Here is a 15,095-nt window from a genome sequence, read left to right as displayed (position 1 = left end):
ACCGCCACCAGCCCGGTTACGAACCGAGTGATGGAACGCGCCGTGGAAACGAAGTCCGCATCCGCGGGCAAGCGCAAGAACGTCTATGCGGCGCCCGCCCTCGACAAGGCATTCGACGTCATCGAATTGCTGGCGGACGCGCCCGATGGATTGACCATGACCGAGATCGCGGCGCGGCTGAACCGCTCACTGAGCGAGCTGTTCCGCATCGTCGTGGTGATGGAACGGCGCGGCTATCTCAGTAAGGCTCAGCACACCGACCGGCTGGTCGTCACCTACAAGCTGCTCGACCTGGCATATGCAGGCGCAAGGCGCGGGCCGCCTGATCCCGGCAAGCTTCGCTCAGTGATTGTCGCGCGGTAGGCCCATCGTCTGCGCGATGCGCTGGTATTTCTCCGCACCCTCCAGAATCGCGCCATCCTGCAACTGGCCTACGGTGCTGCGCTGGATTTCCTGCCACGGCGTTTGCGAAGCCGGATAGGCATAGCCGCCGGCCGCAGCCAGCACGCGGCGGCGTTCGGCGAGTTCGTCGTCCGAGATCAGTACGTCGGCGGTGCCCTTGGCCAGGTCGATGCGCACCCGGTCGCCGGTACGGATCAGCGCCAGGCCACCCATCGTGGCCGCCTCCGGACTGGCGTTCAGGATAGAGGGCGAGCCCGACGTGCCGGACTGTCGCCCGTCACCGATGCACGGCAGCGCGTGGATGCCCTCGCGGATCAGATAGGCCGGCGGGCGCATGTTGACGACTTCGGCCGCGCCGGGATAACCGACCGGCCCGGCCCCGCGCATGAACATCAGCGTGCGATCGGTGATGCCAAGCGACGGATCGTCGATGCGGTGATGATAATCCTCCGGCCCGTCGAACACGACCGCCGGCCCCTCGAACGCCTCGGGATCGGCGGGATTGCTCAGGTAGCGCTGGCGGAATTCGGGGCTGATCACGCTGGTCTTCATGATCGCGCTGTCGAACAGATTGCCGCGCAGCACGATGAAGCCGGCGTCCTCGATCAACGGCGTCGCGAAGGGGCGGATTACGCGCTCGTCCTCGATCACCGCGTCGCGACAATTGTCGCCGATCGACTTGCCGTTCGCCGTCATCGCGTCTTCGTGGATCAGGCCCTGCTTCATCAGTTCGGCGACCACCGCGGGCACACCGCCGGCGTGATAATAATCCTCGCCGAGATATTCGCCCGCGGGTTGCAGGTTGACCATCAGCGGCACGTGGTGCCCATGCGTCTGCCAATCGTCGATCGCCAGATCGACCCCGGTGTGGCGCGCAATCGCGGCCAGGTGGATCGGCGCGTTGGTCGATCCGCCGATCGCCGAATTGACGACGATCGCGTTCAGAAACGCCTCGCGCGTCAGGATGTCGGAAGGCTTCAGGTCTTCCGCGACCATGTCGACGATCCGCTTGCCGGTGTGATAAGCGACCTCCTGCCGGTCGCGGTACGGCGCTGGGATCGCCGCCGATCCGGGCAGCTGCATGCCGAGCGCCTCGGCGAGCGAATTCATGGTCGTCGCGGTGCCCATCGTGTTGCAATAGCCGGTCGACGGTGCCGACGACGCCACCAGCTTGATGAAGCCTTCGTCGTCGATCGCGCCGGTCGCGAGCAGTTCGCGCGCCTTCCACACGATCGTGCCCGATCCAGTGCGCTCGCCCTTGTGCCAGCCGTTGAGCATCGGCCCGACCGACAGCGCGATCGCGGGGATGTTCACCGTCGCCGCCGCCATCAGGCACGCCGGCGTCGTCTTATCGCAGCCGATCGTCAGCACCACGCCGTCGAGCGGATAGCCGTAGAGCACCTCGACCAGCGCCAGATAGGCCAGGTTGCGGTCGAGCCCCGCGGTCGGGCGCTTGCCGGTCTCCTGGATCGGATGGACCGGGAATTCGAGCGCGATGCCCCCTGCCTCGCGGATGCCCTCGCGCAGCCGCTCCGCCAGCACCAGGTGGTGGCGGTTGCAGGGGCTGAGGTCGCTGCCGGTCTGCGCGATGCCGATGATCGGCTTGCCCGACCGCAGTTCTTCAAGGCTCAGCCCGAAATTCAGATACCGCTCCAGATAGAGCGCGGTCATGTCGATATTGTCGGGATTGTCGAACCAGGCGCGCGAGCGCAGCTTTTCTGCGCGGGGGGGGGTCTCGGTCATGGCAGCGTTCCGTCAGCGAGCGGTGGAAAGGCGGTATATCATGGTGTGCCGGTATGGCTTGCCCGGACCGACGCGCGCGGAGACGAATGCCGGCTTGTTGGGCGCATCGGGGAATTTCTGCGGCTCCAGCGCGATGCCGTCGCCCATGCGATAGAGGTGCCCGCCCTTGCCGACATACGTGCCGTCGAGAAAATTGCCGGTGTAGAATTGGACGCCAGGCTCGGTCGTCAACACTTCCAGCACGCGGCCCGACACCGGGTCTTCCAGTCGTGCGGCAAGCTCGGGCGTGGCGGTCTGTCCCTTGTCGAGCGCGAAATTGTGGTCGTAGCCCTGGCCGTAACGCATCTGCTGGTCGCGGCCGTCGCGGATGCCATCGGCGATCACGCGGGGGATGCGGAAGTCGAACACGGTGTTCGCCACCGGCTGCAACTGCCCGGTCGGGATCAGGGTCGCATCGACAGGGGTAATCGCGCCTGCCGGGATCGTCAGCCGGTGGCCCATCGCGCCGTGCGGCGATCCTTCTCCACCCAGGTTGAAGATCGCGTGGTTGGTCATGTTCACGATCGTCGGCTTGTCGGTCTTCGCCTCGAACGCGATCTTCAGGCTGCCCGATTCGTCGAGCGAATAGGTGACCGTGACGTCGAGATTGCCCGGATAGCCCGAATCGCCATCGGGGCTGCGGTGGCCGAAGACCACGCTCGCCTGCGGCCCGCTTTTCACCGAGACGATCTTCCAGACGGTCTTGTCGAAGCCCTTGCCGCCGCCGTGGAGCGAGTTAGTCTTGTCGTTGAGCGGCAGTTGATAGGTCTTGCCGTCCAGCACGAAGCGGCCGCCGCCGATGCGATTGGCATAGCGGCCGACGGTGACGCCGAAGTAATTCGGACGATCGACATAGGATGCGAGATCGTCATAGCCGAGCGTCACGTCCGCGATATGACCGTCGCGGTCGGGGCCCTTCAAGGATTGCAGCGTCGCACCATAGGTGAGGACGCGCGCGCTGACGCCATTGGCGTTGCTGAGCGTCACCGCTTCGACGACGGTACCGTCCTTCAGCGTGCCCGCGGTGTCGCGCTTCGCCTCGGCCGCGTGCGCGCCGGATGCTGCAAGAGCCGTCATTGTAGCCACCATTGCCATAGCAGACTTGCCTCGGATGCGCATTTCGGTTCCAATCCCTTCGATCGAGCCGTTGACGGGCCTTCTGGGGCTATATAGTCAGACAATATAAATCAGGGCAAGCCGTCCGGTACACTGCTTTTCGAAAGCGCGACACGGACGCTGCAAAAGGATGAGGGTGACCCATGGCCATGCCGCCACATACGACGACGCCGGCGACCGGCGCAGCCACGGCCGGTGCGACGGGGCAGAGTTACCGTTCCGCGCTGACCCTGCTGGCCAGTCTGTTCTTCATGTGGGGGTTTATCACCGTCATCAACGGGACGCTGCTGCCCCACCTGCGCAGCGTTTTCGACCTGAACTATACGCAGACCACGCTGATCGAGAGCGTCTGGTTCATCGCGTATTTCATCGCCTCCATCCCGTCGGCCAAGCTGATCGAACGGATCGGCTATCAGAAGTCGCTGGTGACCGGGCTGCTGGTGATGGCCGCGGGCGCCGCAGGTATGGTGCTCGCCGCCACGCTGCCGTCCTATGGCGTGACCCTGGTCATGCTGTTCGTCATCGCCAGCGGAATTACGCTGCTCCAGGTCGCGGCCAACCCCTATGTCGCGGTGGTCGGCCCACCGGAGACCGCGTCGTCGCGGCTCAATCTCGTCCAGGCGTTGAACTCGGCTGGTACGATGTTGGCGCCGATCTTTGGCGCATATCTGATTCTCGGCCGGTCTAAGGGCGGCACGTCGGAGGCCGGAACGGTGCTCACCCAGGCGGAGCGCCTCGCCGATGCGCAGTCGGTCGTCCTGCCCTATGTGCTGGTCGCGGTCGTGCTGGTCGTGCTGGCCATCGTCATCGCCCGCTTCCCGCTGCCGGCGATGGGCCAGGCGACGAGCCGGATGGCGAAGGAGGAACGCCGTCATCATTCGCTCTGGAAGCACCGCAACCTGGTGTTCGGCATCCCCGCGATCTTCATCTACCTGATCGCGGAAATCGGCGTCGCCAATCTCTTCGTGAACTTCGTCAGCCAGCCCGACATCGCCAACGTCACCAATGAACAGGCGGGCCGCTACCTCACGTTCCTCTGGGGCGGCATGATGATCGGGCGGTTCGTGGGTTCGGCTATCATGCAGAAGGTTGCCGCCGAGAAGGTGCTCGCCGCCGCCAGCATCGGCGCCTTCGTCGTCATGCTCGTCGCCACGTTCACCACCGGCGGCGTCGCGATGTGGGCGCTGATCTCGGTCGGCTTGTTCCATTCAATCATGTTCCCGACGATCTTCACGCTCGGCATCCGCGGCCTGGGTCCGCTGACCGAGGAGGGTTCCGGCCTGCTCATCATGGCGATCGCCGGCGGCGCGCTCGTGATCGTGCAGGGCTGGCTGGCGGATCGCTACGGGCTGCAGATGTCGTTCCTGCTGACCGTCGTGTGCGAAGTGTACATCCTCTTCTACGCGCTTTGGGGTTCACGGCCGACGCATGCGCTGCCGGAACCGGTGGTCGAGGTCGCAGCCTAGCGTTCGCAGCGAAAGCGGGCGCGGCAATGTTCTGCGGCGGCGGTTTCACAAGCAAGATGATGGCCGAGATGTCGATGCCAGAAAATTGCGGATGCCGCACCAGATGCCCGCCGGTCGGCGAACGGCGTGTGTCCCTGAAATGAGGCTGGCCCTGCCAGGATCGCAGCGGTTTGCGGATCTGCGCGCCTGCTAGATAGCGCCTTGTTTCCGCTGTCCTACAACGCAGCGGTCGTGCATCATGGTCGCGGCCAAGCGCGTTGGATCTCGCTTTCTCATGCTGCGAAGGGAACTGAGTTCATGACCCGACGCGCCGCCCTCGCCGATGAGTGTCACACCCTGTAGGATGTGACTTTCCAGTGACCTTTCGCGCGCGGAGGCTTGGCGCAAAGTCTGGCCGATGGGGAAGGTGGCGGCCGATGGACCGTGCCTACCGCTCCATCGCTGCGCGCGTATCCTCCAGTGCCAGTTCCACCAGCACCCGCATCGCTTCGCTGGCGCCGCCCGCATCGCCCGCGACGATCGCGTCGAGGACGCGACGGTGGTCCGGAATGGGATTGCGGGGAAGCGCGCGCTGGCGCTGCTTGAATTGGGTCGTCCAATTGACCGCCGCACCGATGCTGGCGCTCAACACCACCAGGGCGTCGTTGCCGGTCGCGCGCAGGATCGCGTCGTGGAAGTCGCGGTCGGCGGCGCGTCCCGCCTCGGTCGCCAGCGTGTGGCGGGTCATCGCGGCGAGCGCGTCCTTCATGAGCTTCACGTCGCTGCGCTCGCGGCGCTGTGCGGCCAGCGCCGCGGCGGCAGGCTCGACGATCGCGCGCAGTTCGAACAGGCTGCGGATGAATTGCAGGTCGGGCTCGCCCGCAAACGCCCAGGCGAGCACGTCCGGGTCGAGCAGGTTCCAGCGATTGCGCGGCAGCACCCGGGTGCCCGCCTTGGGCCGGCTCTCCACCAGCCCCTTGGCGGTCAGCACCTGCACCGCCTCGCGATAGGCGCTGCGCGACACGTCGAGCGCTTCGGAGAAGGCGACCTCGCCCGACAGCACATGGCCCGGCGCATATTCGCCCGACAGGATCGCGATGCCCAGCTTGTGCGCGATCGACCCGTGCAGCCGCCGCCCGGTGCGCCGCGGCGCCCGCGCGCCGTCGCTGCCGGCGGCCTCGATCATCGTGGCGGACCCTGCATCATCCATGCGAACCATCGCCTCCCGAACCCCCGCCTATCAGTGGCCACCGGTCCAGGGAACCGGCGATTGCCAAACCGCTATCGGGCTTTTATGTCAGACAAGATAGGAGAGTGCGATGCCTGCCGACACGATGGAAGCCCCCCGGACCCAATTTCGTTCGATCGACGCCCACAGCGGCGAAGCGGCCGGAGCCGAATTTGCCGTGCATGGGCCGGCCGATGTCGATGCTGCCTGCGCCGCTGCCGATGCCGCGTTCGATCTTTATCGCGAAACCAGTTCGGAAGACCGCGCAACCTTCCTGGAGCGGATCGGGGCCGAGATCGTGGCGCTAGGCGACGTGCTGATCGAGACCGCGATGCGCGAGAGTGGGTTGCCGCGCGCCCGGCTCGAGGGCGAGCGCGGGCGCACCGTCGGTCAGCTCAAGCTCTTCGCCGGCGTCGTACGGCGTGGCGGCTGGATGGGGGTGCGGATCGATCCCGCGCTGCCCGATCGCGCGCCGCTGCCGCGTCCCGATCTCCGGCTGCGGATGATCCCGCTCGGGCCGGTCGCGGTGTTCGGCGCGTCCAACTTCCCGCTCGCCTTCTCCACCGCAGGCGGAGACACGGCCTCGGCCTTGGCCGCCGGATGTCCGGTGGTGGTAAAAGGGCACCCCGCCCATCCGGCGACCGGCGAACTGGTCGCCGGCGCGATTCGGGCCGCGGTGGCCGCGTGTGGGCTGCCCGCAGGCGTCTTCTCGCATCTGACCGGACCTGGCAACGATCTCGGCACCGCACTGGTGCAGGATCCGCGGATCGCGGCGGTCGGCTTTACCGGTTCGCGCGGTGGCGGGCTGGCGCTGGTCGGGCTGGCACAGGCGCGCGACGTGCCGATCCCCGTCTTCGCCGAGATGTCGAGCGTCAATCCCGTCGTGTTGCTGCCCGAAGCGTTGCGCGCGCGCGGCGCGGCCTTGGGTACGGCCTTTGTCGCTTCGCTGACGATGGGCGCGGGCCAGTTCTGCACCAATCCCGGTTTGATCGTCGCGATCGAGGGCGACGGGCTGGATGCGTTCGTGCATGCGGCGGCGGAAGGGCTGGAGAAAGCCGATGCGGCGACGATGCTGACCGGCGGTATCCACGCCGCTTACGAGCAGGGTGTCGCGGCGCTTCAGGCCAATGATGCTGTCGAAACGGTTGCAATGGGCAAGGCCGGGCAGGGCGTGGCGCAAGGCCGCGCCGCCTTCTTTGCGACCAGCGCGGCGAAATTTCTGGCCGACAAGGCACTGGGCCACGAGGTGTTCGGCGCCGCATCGCTGCTGGTGCGCTGCAAGGACGAGGCCGAGATGCGTTCGGTGCTGGCGGCGAGCGAGGGTCAGCTGACCGCGACGATCCATATGGATGAGGGCGATACGACGCTCGCCGCGCGCCTGATCCCGCTGCTGGAGCGCAAGGCCGGCCGTATCCTGGCGAACGGCTGGCCGACCGGGGTCGAGGTCGCCCATGCGATGGTCCACGGCGGCCCGTTTCCAGCGACGTCGGACGGACGCAGCACCTCGGTCGGCAGTCTGGCGATCGACCGCTTCCTGCGGCCGGTGTCGTACCAGAACCTCGGCGCGGCGCTGCTGCCGGAGGTGCTGCGCGATGGGACGTCGGTGCCCCGTCTGATCGACGGCGTAACCGCATAGAACATGGGCGATCCGTCACAGGCGGACGCGAAGAGGAGAGACGAATGACCCTGCGCCTGTTGCAGCATCGCAAGCCTGATGGCACGCGATCGGTGATCGCAGCCTCTAACCGTGACGCCGCGTTCGTGCGAGGCGTGAACAGCGTCCGCGCGCTTGCCGCACGGGCGATTGCGGACGGATCGGACCTGGCAGGGGCCGTCGCGGCGTGCGGCACGGGCGACGTGGTCGATATTGCCGCCGAACTCGCGGCGGGGCGGTTGCTGTCGCCGATCGACCATGACGATCCTGCGCATCTGGCGATGACCGGCACCGGCCTGACGCACCTCGGCTCCGCGGAGGGGCGCGACAAGATGCACCGCGACGCAGCCGCCGCCGCGACTCAGACCGATTCGATGCGGATGTTTCTGGAAGGCGTGCAGGGCGGCAAGCCGGCGGTGGGTGAGACCGGGCAGCAGCCCGAATGGTTCTACAAGGGCGATGGTTCGGGGCTGGTCGCGCCCGGTGCGCCGCTAACCATGCCGGCGTTCGCGCAGGACGGTGGCGAGGAGCCGGAGCTTGCGGGCATCTATCTGATCGGCCCCGATGGTACGCCGTTCCGCCTCGGGGTCTGCCTTGCCAACGAATTCAGCGACCACGTGACCGAGCGTCACAATTACCTGTGGCTCGCGCATTCCAAGCTGCGCCAGGCGTCGCTCGGCCCCGAGTTGCTCGTCGGCGCGGTTCCCGAGCATGTCGAGGGCGCCAGCCGGATCGTTCGCGATGGCGCGACGATTTGGGAGAAGCCGTTTCTGAGCGGCGAGGCGAACATGTCGCACAGTCTCGCGAATCTGGAGGCGCATCACTTCAAATACGACCTGTTCCGCCGCCCCGGTGACATCCACGTCCATTTTTTCGGCACCGCCACCCTGTCGTTCAGCGATGGTATTCGCACGCAGGAGGGCGACGTTTTCGAGATCGAGGCCGCGCCGTTCACACTGCCCCTGCGCAATCCGCTCGCCCGCGCGGATGGTGCGCCCGTGACGATGCAGGTATTGTGATGGCGCCGATCCGCGTCGCGATCGTCGGCATCGGCAAGATCGCGCTCGACCAGCATCTGCCCGCGATCGCAGGCGATACCGACTTCGTGCTGGCCGCGACGGTCAGCCCTAACCATCCTGGCGTCGATGGCGTAGCGCACTTCAAGACGCTCGATGCATTGCTGGCGAGCGATGTGGGGGTCGATGCGGTCGCACTCTGCACGCCGCCGCAAGTCCGCTACGATCTGGCGGCGCAGGCGCTGGCGAGCGGGCGGCACGTATTCCTCGAAAAGCCGCCCGGCGCGACGCTGTCCGAAGTCGCCGCCTTGACCGCACAGGCGGAGGCGAGCGGGGTGACGTTGTTCGCCAGCTGGCATTCGCGTTTTGCCGCCGGAGTCGCGCCGGCGCGTGCGTGGCTCGCGGACAAAAGGATCGTCCGCGCCGCGATCGTCTGGCGCGAAGACGTGCGCGTCTGGCATCCCGGCCAGGCGTGGATATGGGAGCCGGGCGGGCTGGGCGTCTTCGATCCCGGCATCAACGCGCTCTCGATTGCGACGCATATCCTGCCGCAGCCGTTCTTCCTTGCCTCGGCAACGCTCTCCACCCCGGCCAATCGCGCCGCACCGATCGCCGCCGATCTGGCATTTCGCGACTCCGTCGGTGCTCCGATCACGATGGATCTCGATTGGCGGCAGACGGGGCCGCAAAGCTGGGACATCACCGTCGACACCGATGTGGGCACGCTGGCACTGTCCAAGGGCGGCGCGGTCCTGACGCTGCCCGACGGAGAGCAGCATAGCGATGACCGGGAATATCCAGGCCTCTATGCGCATTTCGCGACCCTGGTCCGCGAGCGCCGTAGCGACGTCGATACCGATCCGATGCGGTTGGTGGCCGATGCATTCCTGCGCGGCACGCGCGAGACGGTGGAGGCTTTCGATGATTAAGCTGGCGACATTTGCAGCCGCGCTGCTCCTGGGGACAGCGGGCGTCGCATCGGCGCAAACGCCGCCGCCCGCCGCCGGTCCCACCGAGATAACGATCCACGCTGACCGCCCCGGCCCCACCTATGACCGGCGCATCTTCACCCAATTCGCCGAGCATCTCGGCACCGGCATCTACGGCGGGCTGTGGGTCGGGCCGAATGCCAAGATCCCCAACACCCGCGGTTTCCGCAACGACGTAATGGCCGCCTTGCGCGGGATCGCGGTGCCCGTCGTGCGCTGGCCCGGCGGGTGTTTCGCGGACGAATATCACTGGCGCGAGGGGGTCGGGCCGCGGGCCAAGCGGCCGGTAAAGATCAACACGCACTGGGGCGGCGTGAACGAGCCGAACACGGTCGGCACCCACGAATTCATGGACCTGGCGGGTCAGCTCGGCGCCGAAGCCTATGTCTCGGGCAATGTCGGCAACGGCACGCCGCAGGAAATGGCGGAGTGGGTCGAATATATGACGGCACCCGCGGGGAGCCTGGCCGATGAGCGCGCGCGCAACGGCCGCAAGGCGCCGTGGGCGGTGCCCTATTTCGGCATCGGCAACGAGCTTTGGGGATGCGGCGGCAACATGCGCGCGGAATATGCCGCCGACGTCACCCGCCGCTACGCGACCTTCATCAAGGCGCCCGCGAACACGCGGATCCTAAAGATCGCGAGCGGCGCCAATAGCGAGGATGTCGCCTGGACCGAGACGATGATGCGCGTGGCGGGCGGACAGGTCGATGCGCTGTCGCTTCATTATTACACGGTGCCCGGCGGCTGGCCGCCGCGCGCGTCTGCCACGGTTTTCGACGAGGCGGGCTGGGCGCAGACGCTGTCCGAGACGCTGAAGATGGACGACCTCATCACGCGCCACAGCGCGGCGATGGACAAGGTCGATCCGCAGAAGAAGGTCTGGCTGGCGATTGACGAGTGGGGCACCTGGTATGCGGGCGATCCGGGCACCAATCCCGGTTTCCTGCGCCAGCAGAACACGCTGCGCGATGCGATGGTCGCCGCGGTCAACCTCAACATCTTCGCGCGGCATGCTGACCGGGTGAAGATGACCGCCATCGCGCAGATGGTGAACGTACTGCAGGCGATGATCCTGACTGACGGCGCCAAGATGGTGCTGACGCCCACCTATCATGTTTTCGCGATGTACAAGCCGTACATGGACGGGACGGTTCTGCCGATCGACGTCAAGTCGCCGTGGTACAACAAGGACCGGTGGACCATGCCCGCGGTCAGCGCGTCGGCGGTGCGCGGCAAGGATCGTATCGTGCGCGTGGCGCTGGCCAATCTCGACCCCAATCGAACGACGACTGTGACCGCAGGAGTGGCCGGCATAGGGGCGGGCACGGTGACCGGCCAGGTGCTGACTGCGCCGGCGATGACCGCGCTCAATAGCTTCGATGCGCCGAACGCCGTGGTGCCCGTGGGTTTCACCGGAGCACGGATCGAGGGAGGCCGGCTCATCGTGGCGCTGCCCCCCAAATCGGTGGTCATGCTCGCACTGCCCTGACCATTGATATGTCCGACAATAGTATTTGGGAGAGGGTCAGTGGGCGTGAGGAAGTTGGCGAGGATGGCGATGTCCGCGGCGCTGGTCATGTCGCTGGCGAGCATCGGCGATGCGCAGACCATTCCGGCTGGGCGTGGCGCGCTCAACGCCCGACTCAGCGGCGATCTGACCGCCACGCACGACCCGGTGATCGCTCGCGAGGGCGGCACCTATTATGTGTTCAGCACCGGTAGCGACAAGGGCCGCTATCTGCGATCGCGCACCTCAACCGACCTGGTGCATTGGACCATGCAGGCACCCCTGGTGCCCGCCATTCCAGCTTGGGCGACCAAGGCGGTGCCGGGCACCACGGACATGTGGGCGCCGGACATCTCGTTCTTCAACGGCCGCTGGCGGCTCTATTATGCGGTGTCCACCTTCGGTTCGAACCGATCGGCAATCGGGCTGTTCACCAGCCCGACGCTGGATCCGAAGGCGCCGGGTTATGGCTGGCGCGACGAGGGGCTGGTCGTCGCCTCGACCGACGCGGACGACTTCAACGCGATCGACGCGAATCACGTCGTCGATCTGGACGGGCGGCACTGGCTGTCGCTGGGCAGTTTCTGGACCGGGATCAAGCTGTTCGCGCTCGATCCGGCGACCGGCAAGCTGCGCGATCCCAAGGCCAGGCCATATAGCATCGCGCGGCGCCTTGCCCCTGCGGGAGGGCCGGCGCCAGTAGAGGCGCCGTTCATCGTGCCCCACGGCGGCTATTACTGGCTTTTTGCCTCCTATGACTATTGCTGCAAGGGCGTGAACAGCACCTATTACACGGTCGTCGGCCGCGCCAAGGCGATCACCGGGCCCTATCTGGGCAAGGACGGCAGCCCGCTGATGCACGGGCAGGGCACCATATTCCTGCGCGCCGATCTGCAGGAAAAGGAGCGCTTTCGCGGTCCCGGCCACCCCGGCTTCCTGCACGACAGCGATGGCCGCGATTACATGGTCTATCACGCCTACGACAGGGCGAACAAAGGCGCATCGACGTTGCGCATCGCACCGGTCACCTGGGGCGTGGACGGCTGGCCCATCGCCGATTACTGATTTCAGGCGCCCGGTGGCGCGGGCTAGTGGCCGAAAAGTCACAGGCCGGCGGTCGCGCAACGTACCCGCATTTTCTCTTTGCATCATCCGCGGTCAGGTATATCTAGTCCGACAATTGGCTGCACAGGGTACACACCTGGCAGTGTGCAAAGAGGGGAAGTCTGATGCGCAAGGAATCGAGCCGCCTGATCTGGCTGGCATCCGCCAGCGGCTTGGCAATGGTCTTGGCAGCGCCCGCCGCGGCCCAGACGGCCGACCAGGCCGCGCCGATCTCCACCCCGGCCGAAGGCTCCGCCGAGGACGCTGCCGCGCGTCAATCGAGTGCGACGACCACGACGCAGGAGGGTGATCCTGCCGCGTCCGAAGCCGACGTCATCGTCACCGGCGTCCGCGCCAGTCTTCAGGGTGCGCAGTCGATCAAGCGCAATTCGACGCAGGTCGTCGATTCAATCGTCGCCGAGGACATCGGCAAGCTGCCCGACAATACCGTGTCCGACGCGCTTCAGCGCGTGACGGGCATCCAGGTTTACCGCGGCGGCGGCGAAGTGAATGCAGTGCTCGTCCGCGGTCTGCCCAACGTCCAGTCGCTCATCAACGGTCGCGAGGCGTTCACCGGCGTCGGCCGCGGTGTCGCGCTGCAGGATATCCCCGCGGAGCTGGTCGCGGGTGTCGACGTCTATAAGACGACCACGCCCGACCAGATCGAGGGCAGCGTATCCGGCACGATCGACATTCGGCTGCGCCGGCCGTTCGACTTCACCGGTTTCGAGATCGCGGGCGGCGCGCGCGCCTTCTACAGCGACAAGCGCGACAAGTGGAGTTACGTGACCAGCGGCTTGGTCAGCAATCGCTGGGAGATGGGCGACGGGGCCGAGTTCGGCGTCCTGATCGGTGCGTCGTACAACGACCGCAAATATCAGGATCAGACCGCGTTCAATTTCGGTTTCAACCCGCTGAGCGCGACCGACCCGACCCTGATTCCCGATACGGTCGGCGGCCTCGTCACCGACGGCAATCGTCAGCGGCCGTCGGTCAACGTGTCGCTTCAGTTCAAGCCGACACCCGATCTGGAATTCTACGCCGACGGCCTGTTCACCGGCTATCGCCAGGATTACGACGTGAACTTCTTCGTCGGCCTGCCAAAGGCGGGCGCGGTGACGGTGAACACCCGTCAGACCGGCACCGCGCTGCTCAATGGCGTCGAGCGCCCGGTCGCGGGCACGATCACGACCCGCGACAATTTCACGATCACCAGCAAGCAGGCGTTCGCCCAGAAGACCGACGGTTATCAGGCGAATTTCGGCACGCGCTACACCGCAGGTCGGGCGCTGCTTTCTGCCGAATTCACCTATAACAAGAGCAAAGTGCGCAGTCGGGCGCTGATCGTCGACACGGCCTATGTCGTGCCGCGCATCGACTATGACTTCAACGCGGGCGGTACGCCGTCGATCAACTTCAACGGGTTCGACGTCACCAACGGCGCGAACCTCAACCTCCTGACGCTGTTCGACAATCGTGATGCCAGCAACAGCGAGCAATATGCCGGGAAGGCCGACCTGCTCTATACGTTCGACAATGGCTTCCTCCGCAACTTCAAGGTCGGCGCACGCTATGCGCGGCGTACCGGCGATTCGGGCAGTGCGCAAAGTGGTGCGTTGGGTCTGAACTTCCTGTCGCAATCCGGTTTCCCCGGGCTGATTGCCAACGCCCCTGACGAGATCATCGACGGGCGGCTGGGCGTGAACAATTTCGCGCTGGCGAGCACCAGCTTCATCAACGACAACGCCGATCGGTTGCGCGCCCTTGCCGGCCGGCCCGCAGGCGATCCGGCATTCGACCCCAATCGCACCTTCTCGCTGCGCGAGACCGTGTATGCGGCGTATGGGCAGGTGAGCTTCGGCACCGATAATGGCGCGTTAGAAGGGACTGCCGGCGTCCGCGCGGTCAACACGGTCACCGCGCTCAACGCGGTGCAGCTGACCACGATCCCGCCCGGACCACCCGTTGCAACGCCGATCGAGGGGCGCCGCAATGAACTCAATCTGCTTCCGAGCGTGACATTGAAGATCCGCCCTGTGCAGGATGTGATTTTGCGACTGGTGGCAGGCAAGCAAATCTTCCGCCCACAGTTTACCGATCTCAATCCCGCGATCGGTGTGACGTTGACCGGCATCACGGGTGGCAGTTCGTCTATCGGTACGGGCAATGGAGGTAACGCCAACCTTCGATCGGTGAAGTCGGACAATTTCGATGCCACCGCGGAATGGTATTTCTCGAACACCGGGTCGCTGACGGTCGCGGGCTTTTATAAGAAGTTGGACAATTACATCCAGACCGATACCCTGCCTGAGTCGGTGCCGGGGTTTGCTGGAGACATTCTGGTCACCCGTCCGCAGAACTCGGCGACGGGCAAGCTAAAGGGTGTCGAGATCGCGGGTACGCAGTTCCTCGACTTCCTGCCGGGTGCGCTTGGCGGGTTTGGCGCGCAGGCGAGCTTTACCTATGCCTCCGGCTCGTTGACGGTCGGCGGTATCAAGCGCGCCATCACGCCGCTCTCCAAATACTCGTACAACCTGGTCGGCATCTACGAGAAATACGGCTTCTCCGCACGGTTGGCGTACAATTGGCGCAGCAGCTATACCGATAGCTTCTCCAGCGTCGTTCCTGGCGGCCTGATCAGGGCGAACGCGCTCAGCTTCCTGGACTTCTCGGCAAGCTATGCGGTGACCGACAACATAACGCTGACGGTGGACGCGACCAACCTGCTCGATGAGAAATATCAGGACAATTTCGGGCCGACCGGTTTGACGCCGCGTGACACGCGCGTGTTCGATCGCACCTTCGGGGCGGGCGCCCGCTTCCGCTTTTGAGGCGGGGCGTTGCTGGGG

General features: G+C 65.8%; 11 protein-coding genes. 8 read left to right on the top strand and 3 right to left on the bottom strand.

Annotated elements, in window-relative coordinates:
* Positions 1-42: 42 nt before the first annotated feature.
* Positions 43-363, top strand: a complete 321-nt coding sequence (locus VF643_RS08000; RefSeq protein ID WP_331042855.1) for a helix-turn-helix domain-containing protein — start codon at positions 43-45, stop codon at positions 361-363.
* Here VF643_RS08000 and VF643_RS07995 read toward each other — a convergent pair.
* Complete coding sequence (locus tag VF643_RS07995) at positions 343-2,145, bottom strand: IlvD/Edd family dehydratase (protein WP_331042854.1); 1,803 nt, start codon at positions 2,143-2,145, stop codon at positions 343-345. The genes VF643_RS08000 and VF643_RS07995 overlap by 21 nt on opposite strands.
* A gap of 12 nt (positions 2,146-2,157) precedes the next feature.
* The gene (locus tag VF643_RS07990) at positions 2,158-3,261 is read right to left on the bottom strand and encodes an aldose epimerase family protein (protein ID WP_414713822.1); all 1,104 of its coding nucleotides are present in this window, start codon (positions 3,259-3,261) and stop codon (positions 2,158-2,160) included.
* Positions 3,262-3,443: 182 nt separating this feature from the next.
* On the opposite strand from VF643_RS07990, the gene VF643_RS07985 reads away from it, so the two are divergent.
* Positions 3,444-4,766, top strand: coding sequence for a sugar MFS transporter (locus VF643_RS07985; protein WP_414713821.1), 1,323 nt, complete (start codon positions 3,444-3,446; stop codon positions 4,764-4,766).
* A gap of 427 nt (positions 4,767-5,193) precedes the next feature.
* On the opposite strand, the gene VF643_RS07980 is transcribed toward VF643_RS07985, so the two are convergent.
* Positions 5,194-5,931 (bottom strand): FadR/GntR family transcriptional regulator, encoded by a 738-nt coding sequence (locus VF643_RS07980; RefSeq protein WP_331042953.1) that lies wholly within the window; start codon positions 5,929-5,931, stop codon positions 5,194-5,196.
* A gap of 133 nt (positions 5,932-6,064) precedes the next feature.
* On the opposite strand from VF643_RS07980, the gene VF643_RS07975 reads away from it, so the two are divergent.
* From VF643_RS07975 to VF643_RS07950, 6 genes are all read left to right on the top strand, one after another.
* Positions 6,065-7,609 carry an aldehyde dehydrogenase (NADP(+)) gene (locus tag VF643_RS07975; protein ID WP_331042852.1) on the top strand — a complete coding sequence of 515 codons (1,545 nt, stop codon included), beginning with the start codon at positions 6,065-6,067 and terminating at the stop codon, positions 7,607-7,609.
* Between the two features lie 44 nt (positions 7,610-7,653).
* Positions 7,654-8,646 (top strand): AraD1 family protein, encoded by a 993-nt coding sequence (araD1, locus tag VF643_RS07970; protein WP_331042851.1) that lies wholly within the window; start codon positions 7,654-7,656, stop codon positions 8,644-8,646.
* Entirely contained in the window at positions 8,646-9,572 is a 927-nt protein-coding gene (locus tag VF643_RS07965; protein WP_331042850.1) for a Gfo/Idh/MocA family oxidoreductase, read from the top strand. Before araD1 ends, VF643_RS07965 begins: the two co-directional genes overlap by 1 nt.
* Positions 9,565-11,124 carry an alpha-N-arabinofuranosidase gene (locus tag VF643_RS07960; RefSeq protein ID WP_331042849.1) on the top strand — a complete coding sequence of 520 codons (1,560 nt, stop codon included), beginning with the start codon at positions 9,565-9,567 and terminating at the stop codon, positions 11,122-11,124. The genes VF643_RS07965 and VF643_RS07960 overlap by 8 nt, the downstream gene beginning before the upstream one ends.
* A gap of 87 nt (positions 11,125-11,211) precedes the next feature.
* Positions 11,212-12,207, top strand: coding sequence for an arabinan endo-1,5-alpha-L-arabinosidase (locus VF643_RS07955; protein WP_331042952.1), 996 nt, complete (start codon positions 11,212-11,214; stop codon positions 12,205-12,207).
* 164 nt (positions 12,208-12,371) lie between these two features.
* Positions 12,372-15,077, top strand: coding sequence for a TonB-dependent receptor (locus VF643_RS07950; RefSeq protein WP_331042848.1), 2,706 nt, complete (start codon positions 12,372-12,374; stop codon positions 15,075-15,077).
* Positions 15,078-15,095: the final 18 nt, after the last annotated feature.

This window comes from Sphingomonas sp. (assembly GCF_036387595.1).
In the GTDB taxonomy this organism is placed as follows: Bacteria; Pseudomonadota; Alphaproteobacteria; order Sphingomonadales; family Sphingomonadaceae; genus Sphingomonas.
The sequence above is the reverse complement of the archived record's forward strand: the minus strand, read 5'-3'. Positions and strand labels throughout refer to the sequence as shown.